At 37.6% G+C, this 21,125-nt stretch carries 19 protein-coding genes, 7 tRNA genes and 1 other RNA gene; 10 read left to right on the top strand and 17 right to left on the bottom strand.

Annotation, left to right across the window (positions count from 1 at the left end; all coding sequences use genetic code 11):
• Window positions 1-237: 237 nt before the first annotated feature.
• The 10 genes from BW964_RS16380 to rpsU all read right to left on the bottom strand — a co-directional run bounded on the left by BW964_RS16380 (window position 238) and on the right by rpsU (window position 2,677).
• Window positions 238-309, bottom strand: a tRNA-Thr gene (locus BW964_RS16380).
• A gap of 42 nt (window positions 310-351) precedes the next feature.
• A tRNA-Gly gene (locus BW964_RS16385) sits at window positions 352-424 on the bottom strand.
• A gap of 87 nt (window positions 425-511) precedes the next feature.
• Window positions 512-592 (bottom strand) — tRNA-Tyr (locus BW964_RS16390).
• 20 nt (window positions 593-612) lie between these two features.
• Window positions 613-686 (bottom strand) — tRNA-Thr (locus tag BW964_RS16395).
• Between the two features lie 95 nt (window positions 687-781).
• Window positions 782-854, bottom strand: a tRNA-Gly gene (locus tag BW964_RS16400).
• 86 nt (window positions 855-940) lie between these two features.
• A tRNA-Tyr gene (locus tag BW964_RS16405) sits at window positions 941-1,021 on the bottom strand.
• An 18-nt stretch (window positions 1,022-1,039) separates the two neighbouring features.
• A tRNA-Thr gene (locus tag BW964_RS16410) sits at window positions 1,040-1,113 on the bottom strand.
• A 108-nt stretch (window positions 1,114-1,221) separates the two neighbouring features.
• Complete coding sequence (locus BW964_RS16415) at window positions 1,222-1,512, bottom strand: HPF/RaiA family ribosome-associated protein (protein ID WP_073329672.1); 291 nt, start codon at window positions 1,510-1,512, stop codon at window positions 1,222-1,224.
• A complete protein-coding gene (locus BW964_RS16420; protein WP_076508758.1) occupies window positions 1,509-2,396 on the bottom strand; it encodes a tyrosine-type recombinase/integrase in 888 nt (295 codons plus the stop codon). The genes BW964_RS16415 and BW964_RS16420 overlap by 4 nt, the downstream gene beginning before the upstream one ends.
• 83 nt (window positions 2,397-2,479) lie before the next feature.
• On the bottom strand, window positions 2,480-2,677 hold the full coding sequence (rpsU, locus tag BW964_RS16425) for a 30S ribosomal protein S21 (RefSeq protein ID WP_034723363.1): 198 nt from the start codon (window positions 2,675-2,677) through the stop codon (window positions 2,480-2,482).
• 300 nt (window positions 2,678-2,977) lie between these two features.
• Here rpsU and ssrA point away from each other — a divergent pair.
• Window positions 2,978-3,376: a transfer-messenger RNA gene (gene ssrA, locus BW964_RS16430) on the top strand.
• A 112-nt stretch (window positions 3,377-3,488) separates the two neighbouring features.
• Here ssrA and BW964_RS16435 read toward each other — a convergent pair.
• Window positions 3,489-4,283 carry a helix-turn-helix domain-containing protein gene (locus tag BW964_RS16435; protein WP_076508760.1) on the bottom strand — a complete coding sequence of 265 codons (795 nt, stop codon included), beginning with the start codon at window positions 4,281-4,283 and terminating at the stop codon, window positions 3,489-3,491.
• A gap of 72 nt (window positions 4,284-4,355) precedes the next feature.
• Entirely contained in the window at window positions 4,356-5,747 is a 1,392-nt protein-coding gene (locus tag BW964_RS16440) for an aldehyde dehydrogenase family protein (RefSeq protein WP_228437939.1), read from the bottom strand.
• A 471-nt stretch (window positions 5,748-6,218) separates the two neighbouring features.
• Here BW964_RS16440 and BW964_RS16445 point away from each other — a divergent pair, with 471 nt between their 5' ends.
• Genes BW964_RS16445 through pyk form a run of 5 tightly spaced genes read left to right on the top strand, consistent with a single transcriptional unit; the run spans window position 6,219 to window position 10,397 of the window.
• Entirely contained in the window at window positions 6,219-6,458 is a 240-nt protein-coding gene (locus tag BW964_RS16445) for an acyl carrier protein (protein ID WP_002976354.1), read from the top strand.
• 34 nt (window positions 6,459-6,492) lie between these two features.
• A complete protein-coding gene (fabF, locus tag BW964_RS16450; protein WP_076508761.1) occupies window positions 6,493-7,737 on the top strand; it encodes a beta-ketoacyl-ACP synthase II in 1,245 nt (414 codons plus the stop codon).
• Between the two features lie 9 nt (window positions 7,738-7,746).
• The gene (rnc, locus tag BW964_RS16455) at window positions 7,747-8,508 is read left to right on the top strand and encodes a ribonuclease III (RefSeq protein ID WP_076508763.1); all 762 of its coding nucleotides are present in this window, start codon (window positions 7,747-7,749) and stop codon (window positions 8,506-8,508) included.
• Window positions 8,486-8,959 (top strand): IPExxxVDY family protein, encoded by a 474-nt coding sequence (locus BW964_RS16460; RefSeq protein ID WP_076508764.1) that lies wholly within the window; start codon window positions 8,486-8,488, stop codon window positions 8,957-8,959. The genes rnc and BW964_RS16460 overlap by 23 nt, the downstream gene beginning before the upstream one ends.
• On the top strand, window positions 8,952-10,397 hold the full coding sequence (gene pyk, locus BW964_RS16465) for a pyruvate kinase (RefSeq protein WP_076508766.1): 1,446 nt from the start codon (window positions 8,952-8,954) through the stop codon (window positions 10,395-10,397). The genes BW964_RS16460 and pyk overlap by 8 nt, the downstream gene beginning before the upstream one ends.
• Before the next feature lie 193 nt (window positions 10,398-10,590).
• Here pyk and BW964_RS16470 read toward each other — a convergent pair whose 3' ends face one another.
• The 5 genes from BW964_RS16470 to hutI all read right to left on the bottom strand — a co-directional run bounded on the left by BW964_RS16470 (window position 10,591) and on the right by hutI (window position 17,666).
• Window positions 10,591-11,883 (bottom strand): aldehyde dehydrogenase family protein, encoded by a 1,293-nt coding sequence (locus BW964_RS16470; protein WP_076508767.1) that lies wholly within the window; start codon window positions 11,881-11,883, stop codon window positions 10,591-10,593.
• A gap of 139 nt (window positions 11,884-12,022) precedes the next feature.
• Window positions 12,023-12,946, bottom strand: coding sequence for a formimidoylglutamase (gene hutG, locus BW964_RS16475; RefSeq protein ID WP_076508769.1), 924 nt, complete (start codon window positions 12,944-12,946; stop codon window positions 12,023-12,025).
• A gap of 138 nt (window positions 12,947-13,084) precedes the next feature.
• Window positions 13,085-15,097 carry a BCCT family transporter gene (locus BW964_RS16480; RefSeq protein ID WP_165789196.1) on the bottom strand — a complete coding sequence of 671 codons (2,013 nt, stop codon included), beginning with the start codon at window positions 15,095-15,097 and terminating at the stop codon, window positions 13,085-13,087.
• 241 nt (window positions 15,098-15,338) lie between these two features.
• A complete protein-coding gene (locus BW964_RS16485; RefSeq protein WP_076508772.1) occupies window positions 15,339-16,436 on the bottom strand; it encodes a DUF695 domain-containing protein in 1,098 nt (365 codons plus the stop codon).
• Between the two features lie 3 nt (window positions 16,437-16,439).
• Window positions 16,440-17,666 carry an imidazolonepropionase gene (gene hutI / locus BW964_RS16490; protein ID WP_076508773.1) on the bottom strand — a complete coding sequence of 409 codons (1,227 nt, stop codon included), beginning with the start codon at window positions 17,664-17,666 and terminating at the stop codon, window positions 16,440-16,442.
• Between the two features lie 212 nt (window positions 17,667-17,878).
• Between hutI and ruvB the strand changes: the two genes are divergently transcribed.
• The 4 genes from ruvB to coaE are packed head-to-tail and all read left to right on the top strand — an operon-like array spanning window position 17,879 to window position 21,039.
• Complete coding sequence (gene ruvB / locus BW964_RS16495) at window positions 17,879-18,901, top strand: Holliday junction branch migration DNA helicase RuvB (RefSeq protein WP_073329578.1); 1,023 nt, start codon at window positions 17,879-17,881, stop codon at window positions 18,899-18,901.
• Window positions 18,902-18,907: 6 nt separating this feature from the next.
• A complete protein-coding gene (locus tag BW964_RS16500; RefSeq protein ID WP_076508775.1) occupies window positions 18,908-19,519 on the top strand; it encodes an FMN-binding negative transcriptional regulator in 612 nt (203 codons plus the stop codon).
• A 14-nt stretch (window positions 19,520-19,533) separates the two neighbouring features.
• Window positions 19,534-20,400, top strand: a complete 867-nt coding sequence (locus BW964_RS16505) for an MBL fold metallo-hydrolase (protein ID WP_076508776.1) — start codon at window positions 19,534-19,536, stop codon at window positions 20,398-20,400.
• 9 nt (window positions 20,401-20,409) lie between these two features.
• Window positions 20,410-21,039, top strand: coding sequence for a dephospho-CoA kinase (coaE, locus tag BW964_RS16510; RefSeq protein ID WP_076508778.1), 630 nt, complete (start codon window positions 20,410-20,412; stop codon window positions 21,037-21,039).
• Window positions 21,040-21,125: the final 86 nt, after the last annotated feature.

Below are 21,125 nucleotides of genomic sequence, written 5' to 3' on the forward strand. Positions count from 1 at the left end.
ATTTAACGAAAATTTTATGATTATGGGTTAACGGCAAGGGGGATTACAAAATTCGGAGCTTAATTTCGAAGAATACTTTCTCCCGGATTTTATCATTCCGGTTTGTCTGAGATCGCAAGCATTTGTAAGGAAAAAGAACTTGTTGTGTTTACGCAAAGCTCCTGTATGGATTCTTCTTTTTTTTAAATCTACATTTGGGATAAAAAAAAATCCCGAAAGAAATTCGGGAAATTTGAGAGCCAACTACGGGACTTGAACCCGTGACCTCTTCCTTACCAAGGAAGCACTCTACCGCTGAGCTAAGTCGGCACTAACTAAAAAAATCACACTAATCAGCGTGATTTTTTTTTGAGCGGAAGACGAGGGTCGAACTCGCGACATTCAGCTTGGAAGGCTGACGCTCTACCAACTGAGCTACTTCCGCAATTTTGTTTCCAAAACTATTGGTAAACGCTTTGCAAATCTAGAAAAATTCTTTTAAATCTACAAGACTTTTTTTAATATAAAATAGTGGGAAGAGCAGGATTCGAACCTGCGAAGCCGAAGCAACTGAGTTACAGTCAGTCCCATTTAGCCACTCTGGAATCTTCCCAAAAGTTTATATTAAAATTGAGCCTCCAGAGGGACTCGAACCCACGACCTGCTGATTACAAATCAGCTGCTCTAGCCAACTGAGCTATGGAGGCAATTTTAATTTCACGCCTGAAAGCTTTTGAGAAAATTCTACTCTGAGCTTTTCATTTATTTTAAAAAAATCATTCTTTTTGAGTCTGATTTTTTGAGCGGAAGACGAGGGTCGAACTCGCGACATTCAGCTTGGAAGGCTGACGCTCTACCAACTGAGCTACTTCCGCAATTTTGTTTCCAAAATCATTGGTAACGGTCTGCAAATCTAAGAAAACTTCTTGAAACCTGCAAGACTTTTTTTAATATAAAATAGTGGGAAGAGCAGGATTCGAACCTGCGAAGCCGAAGCAACTGAGTTACAGTCAGTCCCATTTAGCCACTCTGGAATCTTCCCAAAAGTTTATATTAAATGAGCCTCCAGAGGGATTCGAACCCACGACCCCGAGATTACAAATCACGTGCTCTGGCCAGCTGAGCTATGGAGGCATAATTAAAAAGAATTCAAAAGAACGCTGTTCCCTTTTTGCGAGTGCAAATATAGAACGGTTTTTTTGAATTCTCAAACTTTTTTATGACTTTTTTTATCTTTTTTTTCTACGCCATCTCTTTTTTCTTGATTAGTAGCTTTTTAGCTGTATCAACACAAAGGTCTAAACTTTCTTCAAAAGTTTCAGATGTCTTTTTTACTACGATATCGTCTCCCGGAACGGCCAAAATAAGTTCAGCAGTTTTGTTACTTCGATCCGAGGTATTTTCTACTTTTAAGAAAACCTTGCACTCATGAATTTTATCATAAAAGGTTTCCAATTTGCTTACTTTTTTGTCAATGTGTGATTCTAATGGTTCGTGTGGTGTTAAACCAATTGATTGAACTGTGATCTTCATAATTCTTCTTTTTTAGATGCTCTAGGATGAGCCTGATTAAACACTTTTTTCAATTGTTCAATATTGGCATTCGTATAGACTTGAGTACTTGCAAGACTGGAATGCCCTAATATCTTCTTTACTTTGGAGATCTCCGCCCCATTATCCAAAACATGCGTAGCAAAGCTATGCCTAAGGATGTGAGGACTTCTTTTTTCTTTAGTTGTTACAAGACTAAGGTACTTATTAACTACCACATAAACAAATTTTTCTGAGAGTTTTTTACCCTTTTTGTTGACCAAAAAATATGCCTGATGCCCGTTTTCAGGTTTCCTTATTTCAAGATAACTTCTAAGCAGATCCGAGAGTTCTTCGGAGATGGGAATAAAACGTTCCTTATTTCCTTTTCCTATTACTCTTAGCTCGTTTCCGTCTAAATTAACATACTCAAACATCAGGCCACAAAGCTCGGCTTTACGGATTCCGGTCTGATATAATACTTCAATAATACATTTTTCAAGGGTATCCTGGTTCCCGGAAAGGACGTCGTCGCTCAGGGTCTGCATTTCTTCCTGTGAGATAGGAATCTGTTTTTCAGCATAAAACTTAAGAGAAGCAATACTCTCGGTGGGAGAAACTTTAATCTCCCCTATTTTTAAAAGAAATAAATAAAAACTTCGGAGCGATGATAATTTTCGGTTGATGCTTCTTTTTGAAATATTATTTTCGCTTAATTCCACGATAAAATTTCTGATGACTTTTTTATCTGCCCGGGAAATATCTTCGGAAGATTCTGTTTTGAGATAGAAATGAGAAAAGTCCTCAAGATCTTTTTTGTAGCTTGTAACGGTGTGAGGTGAATACCTCTTTTCGAACTGCAAATATTCTAAATATTTATTCAACATTACATAAGGTGTAAAAACAAAAATTCACCTCTCAAATATAAGAATATTTAAGAAGTGAATTATTATGTGGTTAAGAAAAATTCTTAAGCCTGCTCTTCCTTGCTAAGCCCTCTTTGTTTATAAGCGGCTTTCAGTCTAGATTGTCTTAAAGTTACAGAAGGCTTAATAAACGCTTGTCTAGATCTTAATTGACGAACTGTACCCGTTTTATCAAATTTTCTTTTATATTTTTTTAATGCTCTGTCGATGGATTCACCATCTTTTACTGGAATTATTAACATACTTTACATCTCATTTTGGGTTGCAAAACTAGACATTTTTTATGAAACCTCAAAATTTAACTCCGATTTAATTAAAAAAATGTAAATAACTTATCCACAAAAAAACTTTACAATGTGGATAAGTCGCCAATACTCCACAAACCAATATTCATTTTAATTCCTTAAAATCAATCAATTAGCCAATATTTCATTTGAGAAAACATTGCCAGACTTTCCCACGTCAGCATAATTCCCAAAAGTAGTCTATATTATGAACGGTATATAAACAAAAAACTTTATCTTTGCATCTACTTAATTCATGGGGTTGACTGGTTTCGACAGCAAGATCAATGGGTAAGTAAGCATGCAGAGAACCGTAGCGCGATCTCTTAAATCCCTTGCTACACAACTTTAACTGGCAACGAAGAGTTCGCTCTTGCAGCTTAATCCGAATAAAGTAAGATTCAAGCGCTTTCCCGAAGATAGTAAGGAAGCAAGATATCTCACAAATGCTCCGTTCTACGGCGTTTGATCCTGAGATATAGGAATGTAGAAATAAGGTTTCAGACGCTTCGGCTGAAACTCGAAAACCTTAGAAGATAAGCTGAATGTTGGGTGTCTGCCCTCTGCCTTCAGTCGAAAATCAATGGTAGAATAAGCATGTAGAAATCTTATGTATTGCTTGTTTGGACGAGGGTTCGAATCCCTCCAACTCCACAAAAAAGAGAGTCTGTAAAACACAGACTCTCTTTTTTTTAAAATCGTTATTAAATTAATACTCTATTTCCGCAGCCTCTAACTTTGCCTTTATCCTATTATATTACGATCAACATTATATAGAAAGAATGCTAGGTGGCAAACCATACTGCTTTTTAAAAGCAAATGAAAAATGAGAAAGATCTTCAAAACCAAGATCCAGATAAATATCACTCGCTTTTCTTCCTTTTTTTAAAAGATAATGCGCTTGCTGAAGTCTCTTTTCGAGCAGCCACTTTCTAGGGGCAGTGCCAAATATTTTTTCAAAATCGCGTTTGAAGGTGGCTAAACTTCTTCCTGTCAGATAAGCAAAACGGTCCAGTTTTACATTAAAATGATAATTCTTCTGCATAAAGTTTTCAAGATCTATTTTATAAGGATTTGCAATATCGAACAGCATATTTTTCAACGACTGATCATGTTCAAATAAAAGAATTAAGGCTTCTTTTTGTTTTAATAAAGCCAGTTCAGGAGATTTATTTTCCAGCAAGTCCTTGTATTGCAGTAAAGACTCCATGAAATATTTCAGGTGATTTACTTCGGAGACCTCAATAAAGGAAGGCATTTTTAATTTTTCAGGGAGAACAAATTCCTCTTCCGAGCTCATTGTCTTGAGTAGGTCGTCATCAAATCTGAGGGACAATGATTTAAATTCTGCTTCTTCACCGGGCTTTTTTAAAAATTTCAATAATTGATTTTTCCTCACCAGATAGATATCTCCACTGCGAAATATTTGTCGCTGAGCCCCATCATTAAGTTCCATTTCACCGGAAATCACCATTGATAAAGCATTATAGGAAACAAACTGCTCCCCTTCACGAAAAACAGTAAAGTAGCAGGAATAATTGATATAATCTATATTTTCAGACATTCTTCATTGCAATTAAAGTCAAGTCAGAGCGGCTCTGACTTGACTGTTCAATATACTATTTTTAATAATTATTTAGATCAGAATTGATTTGGGTTCCAGATATTCTTCCAGACCAAACGATCCGAATTCCCTCCCAATTCCGGACTGTTTAAATCCTCCGAATGGTGCTAAGGCATCATGCTTAAATCCATTCACACAAACTCTTCCTGCTTCAATCTGAGAAGCAACCCTTAAGGCACGCTTCTCGTCGGAAGAAGTAACGTAAGCCGCCAATCCATAAGGAGTATCATTAGCAATGGCAATGGCTTCTTCTTCGTTTTCGTAAGAGATAATAGATAAAACCGGCCCAAAAATTTCTTCCTGTGCAATACGCATATCATTTCTGACATTCGTGAAAATAGTAGCTTTTACAAAATTGCCTTTTTCAAGGCCTTCAGGTTTTCCCATACCTCCCACCAAAAGGTCTGCTCCCTCGTGAATTCCTACTTCTATATAACTTTGCACACGTTCATACTGTCGCTCAGAAACCATTGGACCAACATTCGTGTTTTCGCTCGCCGGATTTCCAACTACAACCTGACGTGCAGCCTCTTTTGCCAATTCATTCACCTCCGCTAATCTCGATTGAGGAACTAATAAACGGGTGGGAGCAATACAAGCCTGCCCGCTATTCATATAAGCGCCATAAACAGCCTGAGGAATAGCATCCTTAAAATCGGCATCATCTAAAATAATATTAGGCGATTTTCCTCCAAGTTCCAAGGTCACTCTCTTCATTGTTTCTACAGCTCCTTTGGCAATCATCTTTCCTGTCCGGGTAGAACCGGTAAAAGATATTTTGGCAATGTCGGGATGATTAACAATTTCGCTTCCAACTCTATTTCCCAATCCGTTGACCACATTGACTATTCCTTTAGGCAATCCTGCTTCATGAAAGCATTCTATAATTAGCTGGGTTTGAAGCGCACTCATTTCACTGGGCTTTACCACTACCGTACACCCGGCAGCCACCGCTGTAGCAAACTTACTGCATATAAAACCGTTGCTGGAATTCCAGGGAGTAATAATACCTACCACGCCTATCGGTGTCATCTGCACAAGAGTATGGCCGGCCCTTCTTTCGAATTCAAAATAACGAAGCGTCTCTATCATATGTTCGAAAGCGCCGACCATATTTTGAAAACTGGCGGTACAAAACTGTCGCGTTCCTCCATATTCCAGAATCATTGTGTCGATAAGTTCTGTTTCTCGTTTTTCGACGGCCCTTTTCAGGTTTTTAAGAATTTTAATACGTTCTTCTACACTTGTTCTGGAAAATGTTTTAAAAGCTTCTTTCGCTGCAGCAATCGCTTTTTGGGTGTCCTTTCCGTCTCCCAACACTACTTCACCTATTTTTTCATGGTTCGTAGGATTGATCAGATCAAATATTTCCGATCCCTGTACTTGGGTAAAATCACCATTAATTTAAGATTGATCTATGCGTTTCATATTGATTTATTTTAATTGAACAGGACAAAGTTCTCGTAATTTTAAACCAATTACTTTGCTCCATAGCTCAATTTAACTTTGTTGCAACGATCATCATCCACATGAAAATTCATCAATAAGATCGTGCTAGAAGTTAAAAAAACATCTTTAATCATTAAATTACACAAAAATAAAACCTCGCCCGGGTATGATGATTAGCATAAAGTTCTCAACTCAATAAGACTGATTTACTAGTTACAGTTAATGGTTTTTCCTCCTTTCCGGTCTTGAATAATCATTCATTTTACTTATGATTCGCATAGCAAACATAAATAGCTGAAAACTAAAACACTAAAACTTCTTACTATAAAATAAGTATAGTCTACCCACAAAAAAGACTAAAAAAATGTTTTATCGTGAAGAATTTTATATATTTGCACCATCTAACAATTAAAAAAATAATTTACTATGTCAGACATTGCATCAAGAGTAAAAGCTATCATCGCTGATAAGCTTGACGTTGAAGAAACAGAAGTAACTCCTGAAGCTAGCTTCACTAACGATTTAGGAGCTGATTCATTGGATACAGTTGAGTTAATCATGGAATTTGAAAAAGAATTCAACATTCAAATCCCTGATGATCAGGCTGAAAAAATTACTACTGTAGGGCACGCTATCGCTTACATCGAAGAAGTAGTAAATAAATAATATTCTTCAACAAAAAAGAAAATTTTAAAAGTTTATGGAATTAAAAAGAGTAGTTGTAACCGGTTTTGGCGCAATAACACCGATTGGAAATAATGCAAAAGAATACTGGGAAAATCTTCTTAAAGGTGAGAGCGGTGCTGCTCCGATTACTCTTTTTGATGCCAAAAACTTTAAAACTAAATTCGCTTGCGAAGTAAAAGATTTCGATCCGTTGCAGCATTTCGATAAGAAAGAAGCAAAGAAAATGGACCGAAATACTCAACTTGGGCTTGTAGCCGCAAGAGAAGCGGTAGCACACTCCAGAATTATGGAAGACAATGTTGATAAAAACAGAGTCGGGGTAATCTGGGGATCTGGAATCGGAGGTTTAGAAACTTTCGAAACTGAGGTTTTAGGATGGGCGAATACGGAAATTCCAAGATTCAACCCATTCTTTATTCCTAAAATGATTGCGGATATCACTCCTGGACATATCTCCATTGAGTATGGTTTTCACGGGCCGAATTATACTACGGTATCAGCCTGTGCATCCTCTGCCAATGCACTGATTGATTCCAAGATGATCATCCAGTTAGGAAAAGCTGACGTTATTGTATGCGGAGGCTCTGAAGCAGCCGTTACAGCAAGTGGTGTCGGTGGATTTAATGCGATGATGGCACTTTCAACAAGAAATGATGACCCTACCACCGCTTCAAGACCGTTTGATAAAGACAGAGATGGTTTTGTACTAGGTGAAGGTGCGGGATCTATTATTCTTGAAGAATACGAGCACGCGGTAAAACGTGGTGCTACCATTTATGCAGAATTATTAGGTGGCGGTATGAGTGCAGATGCACACCATATGACTGCTCCTCACCCTGAAGGCTTGGGCGCTTATCTGGTAATGAAAAACTGTTTGGAAGACGCAGGCTTAACTGCTGATGAAGTAGACCATATCAACATGCATGGTACCTCTACTCCATTAGGAGATATTGCAGAATCCAACGCAATTTCGAGATTATTGGGCGAGCACGCTTATGATATTCAGATTAATTCTACAAAATCAATGACAGGCCACCTTTTAGGTGCTGCCGGAGTTATTGAAGCTATTGCAGCATTAGGAACAATTATTCATGGTGTCGTTCCACCTACCATCAATCATTTTACTGATGATGAAAAGATTGACAAAAGATTGAATTTCACATTCAATACAGCTGTTAAAAAAGATGTAAAAGTAGCCATGAGCAATACTTTTGGATTTGGCGGGCACAACGCTTGCGTTCTATTTAAGAAAATCTAAATTCAATGAATGGAGTTACAGAAATACTTTTCTAAATTCCTTCTCAAAAAAAGAAAAAGAAAATTAACGGAGAGAGACTACTTTCTCAGTACCGAGATGAAAAAAATACTGGGTGCCGAGGTGGAGAATGTCGCTCTTTACCGTGAAGCTTTTTCTTTAAAAAGTTCTTCTAAAAATCAAGACAGTAATTACGAAAGACTTGAATTTTTGGGAGATTCTGTTTTGGGTACAATTATTTCCTGTCATCTGTTTCAGACTTATCCTCAGGCTAACGAAGGATATCTGACCCAGATGAAATCTAAAATTGTTAATAGGAAGAATCTTAATAAATTAGGTGAAGACCTGAAGTTGATCGATCTTTTGCAAAAGCAGGGATCCGCAGCGTTAGGCGAAAATATTTCCGGAAATTTATTTGAAGCACTTATCGGTGCGGTGTATCTCGACTTCCATTATGACGCTTGTAAAAGAATCATTCTGGAAAGACTACTGACGCCTACCGAAATTAACAAGCTTGAAAATAAAATTGTAAGCTACAAAGGTCTTCTGCTCGAATGGAGCCAGAAGAAAAAAGTAAATATAAAGTACGAAACCTGCGAAGAAATCCAGGCTAATAAAGCTGTGGTATTCAGATGTCATGTCTGGCTGGGAGAAGAAAAAATCGCCAATGCGACAGAAACTTCCAAAAAGAAGGCAGAAGAAAAAGCAGCACAGCGAGCCTTTTATATTTTAAACAAAAAAGAAAACATACTTGGAAATCCAAAAACTTTATGATCTAGACGATATAGAATTTGAAGATATTGCCATAGGATTGGTAAGATTAGCAAAAGATGTACCTGCTCATGAGTTTTTCTACAAAATAAATCAAATCAACGGCCTCACCTTTTCCAGAAAGAGAGATGTGATCATTCACGGGGCGTACTATGATTATCATTTTCCGAGATTTGAAGCTTACCACAAGTTTACAAAGACGTGTTTTACGTTCATTTCAAACCGTTCTTCGGAAAGTAAGCAAAAAAAACTGCAGACTGAGCTCTTTACAGAAGAAGAAAACATTAAATTTTTATTAAATAATCAGGTAGATGTAGAATATATTCTGCATACTTCGGAACAAATTCCTGATTTTTCCGTAATTTTGCTCCCGGAAAATCTTGTGTTTCCGATACAAGATTACACACTAGGTTCTGAAGAGGAACTTTATCAAATTATCCAGTATTATGAATAAGTATTTAAAGAAGACAAAAATTATTGCAACACTAGGACCTGCTTCATCATCGAAGGAGGTAATGTTAGGACTAATGAAAGCAGGTGTTGATATTTTCAGAATAAATTTTTCACATGCAGACTACGACTTAGTTCGAAATAATATTGAAATTATCAGAGAGCTTAATAAGGAATATGGCTATTCTATTGGAATCTTAGGAGACCTTCAGGGGCCAAAACTTAGAGTAGGTGTTGTAAAAGAAGGTTCTTACCTGAATCCTGGAGATATCCTTACCTTTACCAATGAAAAAATTGAAGGGGATTCTACCAAGGTATATATGACCTATCAGCAGTTTCCTCAGGATGTAAAAGTAGGGGAAAAAATCCTTATTGATGATGGAAAACTGATGTTGGAGGTTACGGAAACCAATGAAATTGATACGGTAAAAGCAAAAACCATTCAAGGAGGGCCATTAAGCTCTAAAAAAGGAGTTAATTTACCTAATACGAACGTTTCTCTTCCAGCTCTTACGGAAAAGGATATCCAGGATGCTAATTTCATGCTTGACATGGAGGTTGACTGGATTGCATTGTCATTCGTTCGTCATGCTCAGGATATTATCGATTTAAAAGAATTGATTAAAGCGCATCCGAACGGTAAATTCAAAACACCGATCATTGCTAAGATTGAAAAGCCTGAGGGCGTTAAAAATATTGACGAAATTTTATTGGAATGTGACGGACTGATGGTGGCCCGTGGTGACCTTGGGGTGGAAGTTCCGATGGAAGAAGTTCCTGCTATCCAGAAAACTTTGGTAGAGAAGGCAAGATTCTATTCGAAGCCGGTGATTATCGCTACGCAGATGATGGAAACCATGATCAACAGTCTTACGCCTACCAGAGCGGAAGTAAATGACGTTGCCAACTCTGTATTGGACGGTGCGGATGCTGTAATGCTTTCAGGAGAAACTTCTGTAGGAAGATATCCGATTCAGGTCGTTGAGAACATGACGAAGATTGTAAAGAATATCGAGACCACTCATTTTTACCAACATAAAAATGAGCCAATGGAAAAAGATTACAACTGCATCGACGAAAGATTCATTACGAACAGAGTATGTCTTGCAGCCGTAAGAATTGCTAAAACGACTAACGTTTCTGCAATCGTTACATTGACCCACTCAGGATATACAGCATTCCAGCTTGCTGCTCACAGACCGAATTCGCAGATCATTGTATACAGTGGAAACAGAAGAGTGATCACCATGCTGAATCTTCTTTGGGGAGTTCATGCGTACTACTATGACATGAAAAAGTCTACTGATGAGACGATTATTCAGGTGAATATGCTGACTCATAACCACGGTTATATCGAAAGTGGAGACTTTGTAATCAATATCAACGCGACTCCATCTTATGAAGGTGGAAAAACAAATACATTGAGACTGACGACGGTTTAAGCAATAAGCAATAAGCAATAAGCAATAAGCAATAAGCAATAAGCAATAAGCAATAAGCAATAAGCAATAAGCAAAATTACTTTTTGACAAGCATACAAAAAAATCCCGGAAATAGATATTTCCGGGATTTTTTATATTAAATGACTGTAAATTAAATTAATACATTATACTTTATACATTTTACATCATACAGCTAGTTTCCCACGATCGTTCTTGCCACGACAAACTCTTTTAAAGCTAATAAAGACAACTCTGTTCCATACCCCGAATCTTTGCTTCCACCGAATGGAAAACGTGGATCAGAGCTCGTCATTCTGTTGATATTTACCGTCCCTGATTCCAGGTTTTCGATAAAGAATAACTGACGGTCTGCTTTCTTCGTCCAAACGGAATTTGAAAGTCCGAAAGGAATATCATTCGCCATTTGCAGAGCTTCTTCATCACTTTTAGCGATCATCACCATTCCCAGAGGTCCAAAAAGTTCTTCTTTTAAAATAGGATTTCCTTCCTGAACGCGAATTAAACCAGGTTTAAATTCATTGTCAGAAATTCTTTCCAAAGGAATAATAATTTCAGCACCACCTTCCAATGCTCTGTTGAATTGAGCTTCCAACTCATCAGCCAGGTCTGGTCTTGCCATTCCCGCTAATTTGGTTTCCTTATTGAAAGGATCCCCAACTTCATACGCTTTATATTCTTCTATGAATTTTGGTAAAAATTCATCTTCAATTTTTTCATCGATAATAAATCTTTTAGCGGCAGTACAGGTTTGCCCGCAATTTTGAAGTCTGGATTTCGCTCCTGCCTTTGCCGCTGCATCTAAATCTGCATCTTCAAAAATAATGAAAGCATCACTTCCTCCTAATTCCAATAAAGATTTTTTGATATTTAAACCAGCGATTGAAGCTACTTCACCCCCCGCTTTTCCACTGCCTGTAAGACTCACCCCTCTTACTGCATCGTGTTCAAGAATTTCTTTCACAGCGGTATGCCCTACTTCCAGATTCTGGAAAACACCCTCCGGAAAACCTGCTTCCAGAAGAACCTCTGCAATTGCATTCCCACTTCCAAAACAAATTGAAGCGTGTTTCAGAACTACTGTATTTCCGGCTAAAATGGCTGGTACAGCAAATCTCAATACCTGCCAGAAAGGGAAATTCCATGGCATGACTCCTAAAATTACCCCTTTTGGAACATAATGAACTTCAGAATAAGAAAATTCAGATTCAATCTTTTCAGGTTTTAAAATATTTTCAGCCTCTGCATAATAATTCATCATCAAAGCACATTTTTCCACCTCAGCAATCGACTCTGAAATAGGTTTATTCATTTCAGTCGTGATGATGCTGCCGAATTTTTCCGAATTATTCTTTAAAATTTCTGCCGCCTTTCTGATCAGCTTTTGCTTATCTTCAAACGGTACTTTTCTCCATTCTGAAAATGTCTTATCTGCTTGAATAAGCTTATTTTCAATTAACTGTTCCATAATATAATTTCTGTTTTAAATTCAAAAATGAATTTATTAATGCCTTTATTCTAAAAGCATTGTGAAAGTAACAAATTTTGTTCCTTAAGGGTTAAAAAAAAGAAATGATTTTCTCTATTAAAATAATATAATTTTACCTTTAGATCATAAACCATTCATTCATAAGACATGCGGCGAGTCTTGCCGTTCTGTCTTCAATATCAAGTGATGGATTAACTTCTGCTGCATCCAGTGCTATCAATTTTTTGCTTTTTAAAATATGGCGGTATAAATGCATAAATGGGATATCTGCAAAAATGCCATTGTAAGCGGAAGCAGAAACTCCCGGGGCAATGGAAGCATTAAAGACATCCATACAAATGGTAAGATACAGAACATCTACACTTTCCACAAGCTCATTAATGCGTTCATAGATGGATGGAAGATTTTCAAAAAACAGTTCATCGGCAAGAATATATTTCATTCCATACTGATGGGCTGTATCAAACAGTTTCAGGGTATTTGAATTTCTTTGAATCCCGATATGCAGTGAATTGATCTCTCCTTCCTGTGCAATCTGCCAGAATCCCGTTCCTGAGCTTGCTCCTACTCCATTTTCCGGCTGTCTGTTATCAAAATGGGCATCGATATTGATGATTCCGATTTTTTGTTCAGGAAATGCTGTTTTCACCCCTAAATAGTGAGCATAAGTCACTTCATGGCCTCCACCCAAAACAATTGATTTTCCGCCTTTTAACAGTACTTTTGATACATTTTTAGCAAGACTGTTTTGGGAGCTTTCCAGGTCACCGTCTTCACAGGTTACATTCCCAAAGTCAAGAAGGGAAAAATCCGGGCGGATGACAGGAAAATTAGACATATTTTTTCGGATCACATCCGGAGCATCTTTTGCGCCCTGTCTTCCTTTATTTCTTCTCACTCCTTCATCTACGGCAAAACCGTGCAGTACAAAATCATCTGCTACAATATTGTCATAGTTACGTTCTTCCTTAACCCGTTGAAATATTCTGTGGAAAAGAAGTTCTTCTCCGTCTAATCTGCCTTGCCAAGTGTCCTGAAACATAGATTTTCAATTAAATTTTAATTACAGCGTTTTATCTGGTAAATCTAAATAATATTGTTTAGATATTAAAGTGCTCCTGTGCTCAATTTCAAAAACGCTTTATGACATCTGTCATTCACGTAATATACGCATTTCAGATCATTCTTTTTTCTCATTGGCATTACTGCTAATGAACATTTCATTGCGCTCTTCCGAAACTATTTCCAGGAATCGGTCGTAATGCTTGAGTACATCAGAAATCAGTTCGTTCTTTGTAAAGTACTGCACATCATATCCTTCTCTTCCATCTCCAAAATAGGATCTTGGATAATGGGTTTTACTGTCATCCAAATCCGGAAGATTCTCTTCATTGATCATGTATTCAGAGACCGTTTTCACCTTATTTTCAACGCCGTATATGAAATTATTGACAACTCCCTGATGAATCTCTATTTCTATTCTTACGGGACTTTCATATGAGTTTATTTTGGCTTCGATTCCATTGGCCGCAAATTCCTGCTGCAGCTCTGTAAAGGCTTCTTTTGTTTTAACTTTAATAAAATGATCGACTGAAGCATTATCTTTAAAGGAAACAATATTTTTTAAACGTTCTTTCCAAAATTCCCCCGACCACGGAACGGTAGACGCAGAAAAGTTGGTATCATAATATTTCTGATCAATAATAAGTGCCTTCATTAAGCTTACGATGAATAAAAGTACAATGATTGAAAAGGGTAAAGCGGTAATTAAGGTCATACTTTGAAGCGCCTTCAATCCTCCTGCATTTAATAGTAACAGGGAAAGGACCGCCAGTAAAACACCCCAGAATATAATTTGCCATTTGGGAGATTTTTTGGCATTTTTAGTAGCGATACTGTTCATGACAAATATTCCCGAATCGGCAGAGGTTACAAAGAAGATGATAATGATGGCAATCACAAAAAATCCGGTGATGGTTGAGAAAGGCATATACTCTAAAAATCTGAACATTACTGCATCTGGATCGGACGCCAGCGCACTTAACTTTCCGTTGGCAACATTCAGGTCAAACCAGATAGCACTGTTTCCGAATACGGACATCCAAATAAAATTGAATAAAGTAGGAAGTACCAATACAGCGAGAATAAATTCCCTGATGGTTCTTCCTTTAGAAATTCTTGCGATAAATAAACCTACGTAAGGCGACCATGAAATCCACCAGGCCCAGTATAAAATGGTCCAGTCATAAAACCACGGCAACGCATTTTTTTCATAAACATGGGTGTTGAATGTGAGATTGAAAAAATTATTGATGTAGTTTCCCAATCCATCTGTAAAGCTTCCGATCAGATATACGGTTGGCCCCAATATCAGAACAAAAAGCAAGAGTACAATGACACTCATTACATTAATATTGCTTAAAATCTTTACGCCTTTATCAACTCCGCTAATCGCTGAAAAAACAGAAAGAGAAATAAGGCTGATAACAATAATCACCTGATTGGTAAAACTATTTTCTGCGGTGATATGAAGTATATTTAATCCCGAACTGATCTGTACGACTCCAAATCCTAAAGTCGTTGTCAATCCAAAGAAGGTACAGCATAAGGCAAATACATCAATGGCATTTCCCCATTTACCATTAATTTTATCTTTCAGCAATGGATAAAAGCAGCTTCGTAATGAAAGGGGTAATCTATATCTGTATGCGAAATAAGCTAAGGAAAGTCCTACCACTCCATAAATGGCCCAGGCATGAATTCCCCAATGAAAAAAAGTATATAACTGTGCCTGTTTAGCGCGGCTCACATAATGATTATCGGCAAAAACTTCGGAAGAATAATGCTGCATAGGTTCGGCTACACTAAAATAGATCAGTCCGATTCCCATTCCGGCTGCAAACAGCATTGAAATCCATGAAAAGAAGGAATACTCCGGTTTACTGTCGTTCGCTCCCAGTTTTATATTCGCATATTTACTAAACAGCAGGTAGACTAAAAAGATCACAAACAGAGTGACGGCCCAGACATATATCCAATTCAGATTGACAAATATGAACTGTTTAATCTGATTCAGAATATTTTCCGTCGGCTTTGGAAACAGAGCTGAAAGAAAACATGTTCCAATAATAAAAATCAGACTTGGGATCGTCACCCCTTTATTAAAAGTAGATTGTACATTTTTAAATTTCATCACATTTATTTTTCGTATTAATATTGACAGACACCTGGCATAGCCCTGGCAGAAGTACTCAAAGAATAATATGACTGCGTTATTTTCCTTATCAGGGATGTACTTAAGAACTATAGAAAATTACTGTTTTAAACGATGAATCAACAGTAATGGGGTCACAATATAAGAAAACTTATATAAAAAAATAAAAATCAAAGGCTCTAATCCTCTCTACTTGGTCCTTCCCTGAAATGAATTTGTTTTAATTAACGTTGTATTGTTCAAAACTTTGCCAGTATTTATCTTTATAAATTTCAAGTGAAATTTTATATTCAGGATTTTCTTTAATGATCTGATCAAAAACTTTGGAGGGCTGTCTAAAATCTTTGCTTGCAAAATAAATGCTTTTGGAATTGTCTGCTGTTTCTCTCCCGATATATAAATGTCCGTTTTTCGGCGTAAGTGTTTCTGCCGCATAGTCTTCAAGAGCATTCATTTTATTGTAATCCTTTTCTTCAGGAAAACCACTATTATTACTTCCATCGTAAGAAATCTTCAGAACAGAGATCCATGGATAGGAAGCTTTTGCATCGTATTCTAACAGAGAAGCATTAACTGTAGCCATGAGTGGCATTCCGTTTTCTAAAGTGGCTTCAAGAACTGAAAACTGGTCTTCACTTTCTACAATCTGTGAATCTTTATACTTTTCAATAAATTCTCTTTCTCTCCACAGAAGAAAATCTCTTAATTTTTCTATTGGAATAAGTTCTTGATTTGCTTCATTTGTACCGATTATGCTAAAGGTATCGATCTGAGTGGCAAAATTCAGCTCCCCCAGGAAGTTATCCAGAAAGATACAAATCCCTGTCGTAGCGGATTCTCTGTTGTCTTCGTTGAGATCTTCATAAACAAAGGCCAGATCAATCTCATCCGGATACCCTTCAATGTCATTGGAATAAAAGTAAATATTATTTTTTGTAAACTCACAGTCGTTGATTCTGACCCCGACATTTTCAATATTTGTTTCGGGCTTAAGAGCGGTAAATTTCCAATGAGCAATCTTTGGGGCAGCGGCAATCAATTCTTCAGCGAAAATTATTTTTTTCACATCACCTTCTACCGTAATGATAAGTTCCGCTGTATCATCATCCACCATTCCCGAAAGGAAATAATAGCCATCGTTTACTTTGGCGAGTTCAGGAGACATGATATCGAAAAAGTTTTCTTCAATATGTTCTCTGTCTTTTACAACCTCAAAAAAAGTTTTTTCTTTTGTCAAAAACCAATCCCAAAACTCATGGTAGGTTTTTGTTCCTTTTTCCTGCTGTTTTTTACCTAGCAGCTTATCAAATAATCCCATAAATTAATGAATCAGATTTCCGTTGATATAAATATGCTCAGCATTCAGACTTCCCTGGTTGTACAGTATATTCTGGAAATTATCCGTTTTAAAAGTTACAAAATCTGCTTTTTTACCGGTTTCCAGTTTTCCTATGTCTTCAAGACCTAAAGCATATGCTGCACGGAAGGTCATTCCTGCCAATACTTCAGCAGTTGTTAATTTTTCAAATGTGGCCAAAATAGAGGCTTGGGTAATTAAATTTCCCATGGGTGCAGATCCGGGGTTCCAGTCGCTGGCAATAGCAACGATCGCTCCCGCATCCAATAGTTTTCTGGCTGGTGTAAATTTTTCGCCTAATCCTAAGCTTGCTCCCGGAAGTGCTGTTGCTACCGTATCTGATTTTGCTAAAAACTCAATATCTTCATCAATGGTAGCTTCCAGATGGTCTGCAGATTTCGCTCCTACTTCTACGGCAATTCTTGAACTTCCCGGTGTAAACTGGTCTGCATGAACAGTTATATCAAAACCTAAATCTTTAGTTTTAAGAAGGAAATCTTTACTTTCTTCCGGCTGAAATGCCGATTTCTCGATAAATATGTCTACACGCGTTGCCAGCGCTTCTTCTTTTACCTTAGGCAAGATTTCGGTGATGATATAATGTAAGTATTCTTCATTACTTCCTTCAAAATCTCTTGGCTTCAGATGGGCAGAAAGACAGGTAGGAACCAGTTTAGCCTGGGTAAAACTTTGTGCTTTTTTAATGATTCTGAGCATTTTCAGCTCGTTTTCCACATCTAATCCGTAACCGCTTTTCACTTCAATCGTTGTGATTCCCAATGAGATCAGAAAGTTGATTCTTTCGAGTAAAGTCTTTAGTAATTCCTCTTCTGAAGCACTTCTCGTATGTTGTACAGAACTCCAGATTCCACCACCGCTTTCAGCTATTTCCAGGTATGTTTTTCCAGCGTTACGCATAGCAAAATCATTTGCCCGGTTGCCTCCGAAACAGATGTGGGTATGAGAATCTACAAATCCCGGAAGAGCAACCTGCTCACCTTCTATATTTTCAACAGGTATATTCTGATGATAAGATTTAAGGGTTTCGAAATTTCCAATTTCCTGAATTATACCGTCATTCACTACAATTCCTCCGTCTACAATAATATCAATTTGTTCATCGGAAAGTTTTCCTCTTAAAGGGAGATTGGCCAATGTTACAATTTGTTTGAAAGGTCCTATTAATTTCATTGATCAAAGATTAAGCTAAGCTTGTTTATAATTAATTTTTCCTCTCAAAAATACTTAAAATATATCAATATCCTCCATCTAAATAAGGCTTAGTCTTTACCTCAGCCTCTATCCCAGCCTGCGTAATCCCTTTTTCCAATCCCTGAAATTTCTCAGTCCACCCCTCAACCTTAGTCTAAATTTGTTATCTTTGAGGTAAATGAAATGAATTAATGCCAGACTTTTTACATCCAGATAAGGAAAACTACTCGCATGAAGAGCTTATGCAGGAGGAGCAGATCCGTCCGCAGAGTTTTAAAGACTTTGCCGGGCAGAGAAAAACTTTGGAAAACCTTGAAGTTTTCGTGAGTGCTGCCAAAAGACGGGGTGGAGCTCTCGATCATGTTCTTTTGCACGGTCCGCCGGGTCTGGGTAAAACCACTTTAGCCAATATCATTGCTAATGAACTTGGTGTAGGCTGCAAAATCACTTCCGGTCCTGTTTTGGATAAACCTGGAAGTTTAGCAGGATTACTTACCAATCTGGAGGAAAATGACGTTCTTTTTATTGATGAGATTCACCGTCTGTCTCCTATCGTGGAGGAATATCTGTATTCTGCGATGGAGGATTATAAGATCGATATAATGCTAGAAACCGGGCCTAATGCAAGAAGTGTCCAGATCGGACTGAATCCTTTTACCTTAGTAGGAGCAACTACCCGAAGCGGAATGCTGACGAAACCGATGCTGGCGAGATTCGGGATTCAGAGCAGACTGGAATATTATTCGGTAGAGCTTTTATCGATGATCATCCAGAGAAGTTCACGCGTTTTAGGAAGTAAGATTTATGAAGATGCAGCCATAGAAATTGCGAGAAGAAGCCGTGGAACTCCCAGAATTGCGAATGCTTTGCTAAGGAGAGTCCGTGATTTCGCTGAGATCAAAGGAAATGGTGAAATTGAGATCAACATTACCAAATATGCATTGAATTCTCTGAATGTAGATGAGTTTGGTTTAGATGAAATGGATAACAAGATCATGCGGGTGATGATAGAAAACTTCAAAGGAAAACCGGTAGGAATTTCTGCGTTGGCGACTTCCATTGCAGAAAACCCTGAAACCCTGGAAGAGGTGTACGAACCGTTTTTGATCCAGGAAGGATTTATTATCAGAACACCAAGAGGAAGAGAAGTGACGGACAAAGCTTATAAACATTTAAATATAGCCATACCGAGAAGTCCCGGAGAATTATTTTAACGATCTATGTTTATTCCAAAATTATACAGAAGCGAGGATTACAACCTGATGAAAGAAATCATCAGGGAAAATGCTTTTGCTTTACTCATTTCTTCCGGTGAAAAAATAAGGGCCACTCATTCTATGATGATCCTAAATGAAGATGATCCTAGCAACATCTATGTGGAAACTCATATTTCGAAAGCGAACCCTCAGGCAAAAACAGTAAAGGAAGGAGATGAAGTACTTTGTGATTTTCTGGGTGCTCATGCTTATATTTCAAGCAGCTGGTATGATCATATCAATGTGTCAACATGGAATTATGAGGCGGTACAGATCCACGGGAAGGTAGAACTGATGAATCACGACGAATTGTACCAGCATCTGGATAAATTAACTTCTCAATATGAAAGTTTTCAGAAGTGTCCGGTAATGGTGAAAGATATGGGAAGGGAATTGGTAGAAAAGGAAATGAAAGGCGCTTTTGGACTGAAAATCATTCCTACGGAAATATTCATCAAGCAGAAACTTTCCCAGAACAGAAAGGAGCATGATTTTCAGAATATCATTTCCGAGCTTGAAAATTCAGATGAGAATGGTAAAAAGATCGCTGAAAAAATGAAATTAATAAAGAAATAATAATCAAAATATATATGAAATTATATCCAATACAATGTGGAAAATTTAAACTGGATGGCGGTGCCATGTTTGGAGTCGTCCCAAAGAGTTTGTGGGAAAAAACCAATCCTGCAGACGAAAAAAACCTGATCGAACTGGGAACAAGATCCCTGCTGATAGAAGACGGCAAGAAACTGATTCTTGTAGACTGCGGTCTCGGCAATAAACAAGATGATAAATTCTTTGGTCATTATTCTCTTTGGGGAGATGACAGTCTAGATAAAAATTTAAAGAAATTCGGTTTTGTAAAAGAGGATATCACCGATGTTTTCCTTACTCACCTTCACTTTGACCATTGTGGAGGCGCTATCGAATGGAACGACGACAGAACAGGATACAGACCTGCTTTTAAAAATGCACAGTTCTGGACCAACGATAATCACTGGAAATGGGCTACGGAGCCTAATCCGAGAGAAAAAGCAAGTTTCCTGAAGGAAAATATCCTTCCGATACAGGAAAGTGGACAACTTAACTTTTTACCTTTACCTACAACAGGAAATTACGGTTTTGCCCCTGATTTGAAAATGGATGTTATCTTTGTAGACGGACATACGGAAAAGCAAATGCTTCCGGTAATCCAATACCAGGAAAAAACAATTGTTTTCGCCGCAGACCTTATTCCTACAGCAGGACACATCAACCAGGTGTATGTGATGGGCTATGATACCAGACCTCTTTTGACTATGGAAGAAAAAGGAAAGTTCCTGAAACAATGCGTAGATAATGAATATTTACTGTTCTTTGAACACGATGCCCACAATGAATTAGCGAGCCTTAAAATGACCGAAAAAGGGGTAAGATTAGACGAGATCCACAGTTTTAATGACGTTTTTGGATATTAACTTTTGATTATGGAAGAATTACATTCAGAGACACAGAAAGCAGAACCGGAACCATCACCCAAGATCATTGGGCTTACCGGTGGTATAGGCTCAGGAAAGACTACTGTAGCCCATTTTATTGAAGAGTTTGGATTCCCGGTTTACTATTCCGATGACAGGGCTAAAACCATTGTGAACGACAGTGAAGAACTCAAAATAAAGATCAAAGGATTACTAGGTGAACAAGCTTATGATTCAAACGGCCTTTATGATAGAAAATATGTAGCAGAAAAGGTTTTTAACAATAAAGATCTGCTTCATGAATTAAACGAAATCATTCATCCCGCTGTAAAGATTGATTTTGAAGAGTGGCTGAAAAAACAGACTAAATATTTAGTCTTCAAAGAGACCGCATTATTGTTTGAATTAAAACTAAACAGACAATGCTACAAATCTCTTCTGGTCACTGCAGAAGATAATATCAGAACCAAAAGGGTCATGGACAGAGACGGAAAGACCTACCGTGAAGTAGAGTCCGTCATGGAAAAGCAGATGCCTGAAAAGGATAAGATCAAGCTGGCAGACTGTATTATTTACAACAACACCAACCTGGAGGATCTTAAGGAACAAACCGAACGGATCGTTTTCAGTATAGAATAAATATAGCCTCGTTAGATTTTTCTGACGAGGTTTTTTAATAATAAAAAAGCCCTCATTTCTGAGGGCTTCCTATATTTGAAATTTAA

The sequence above is a fragment of the Chryseobacterium shigense genome (assembly GCF_900156575.1).
Lineage (GTDB): Bacteria > Bacteroidota > Bacteroidia > Flavobacteriales > Weeksellaceae > Chryseobacterium > Chryseobacterium shigense.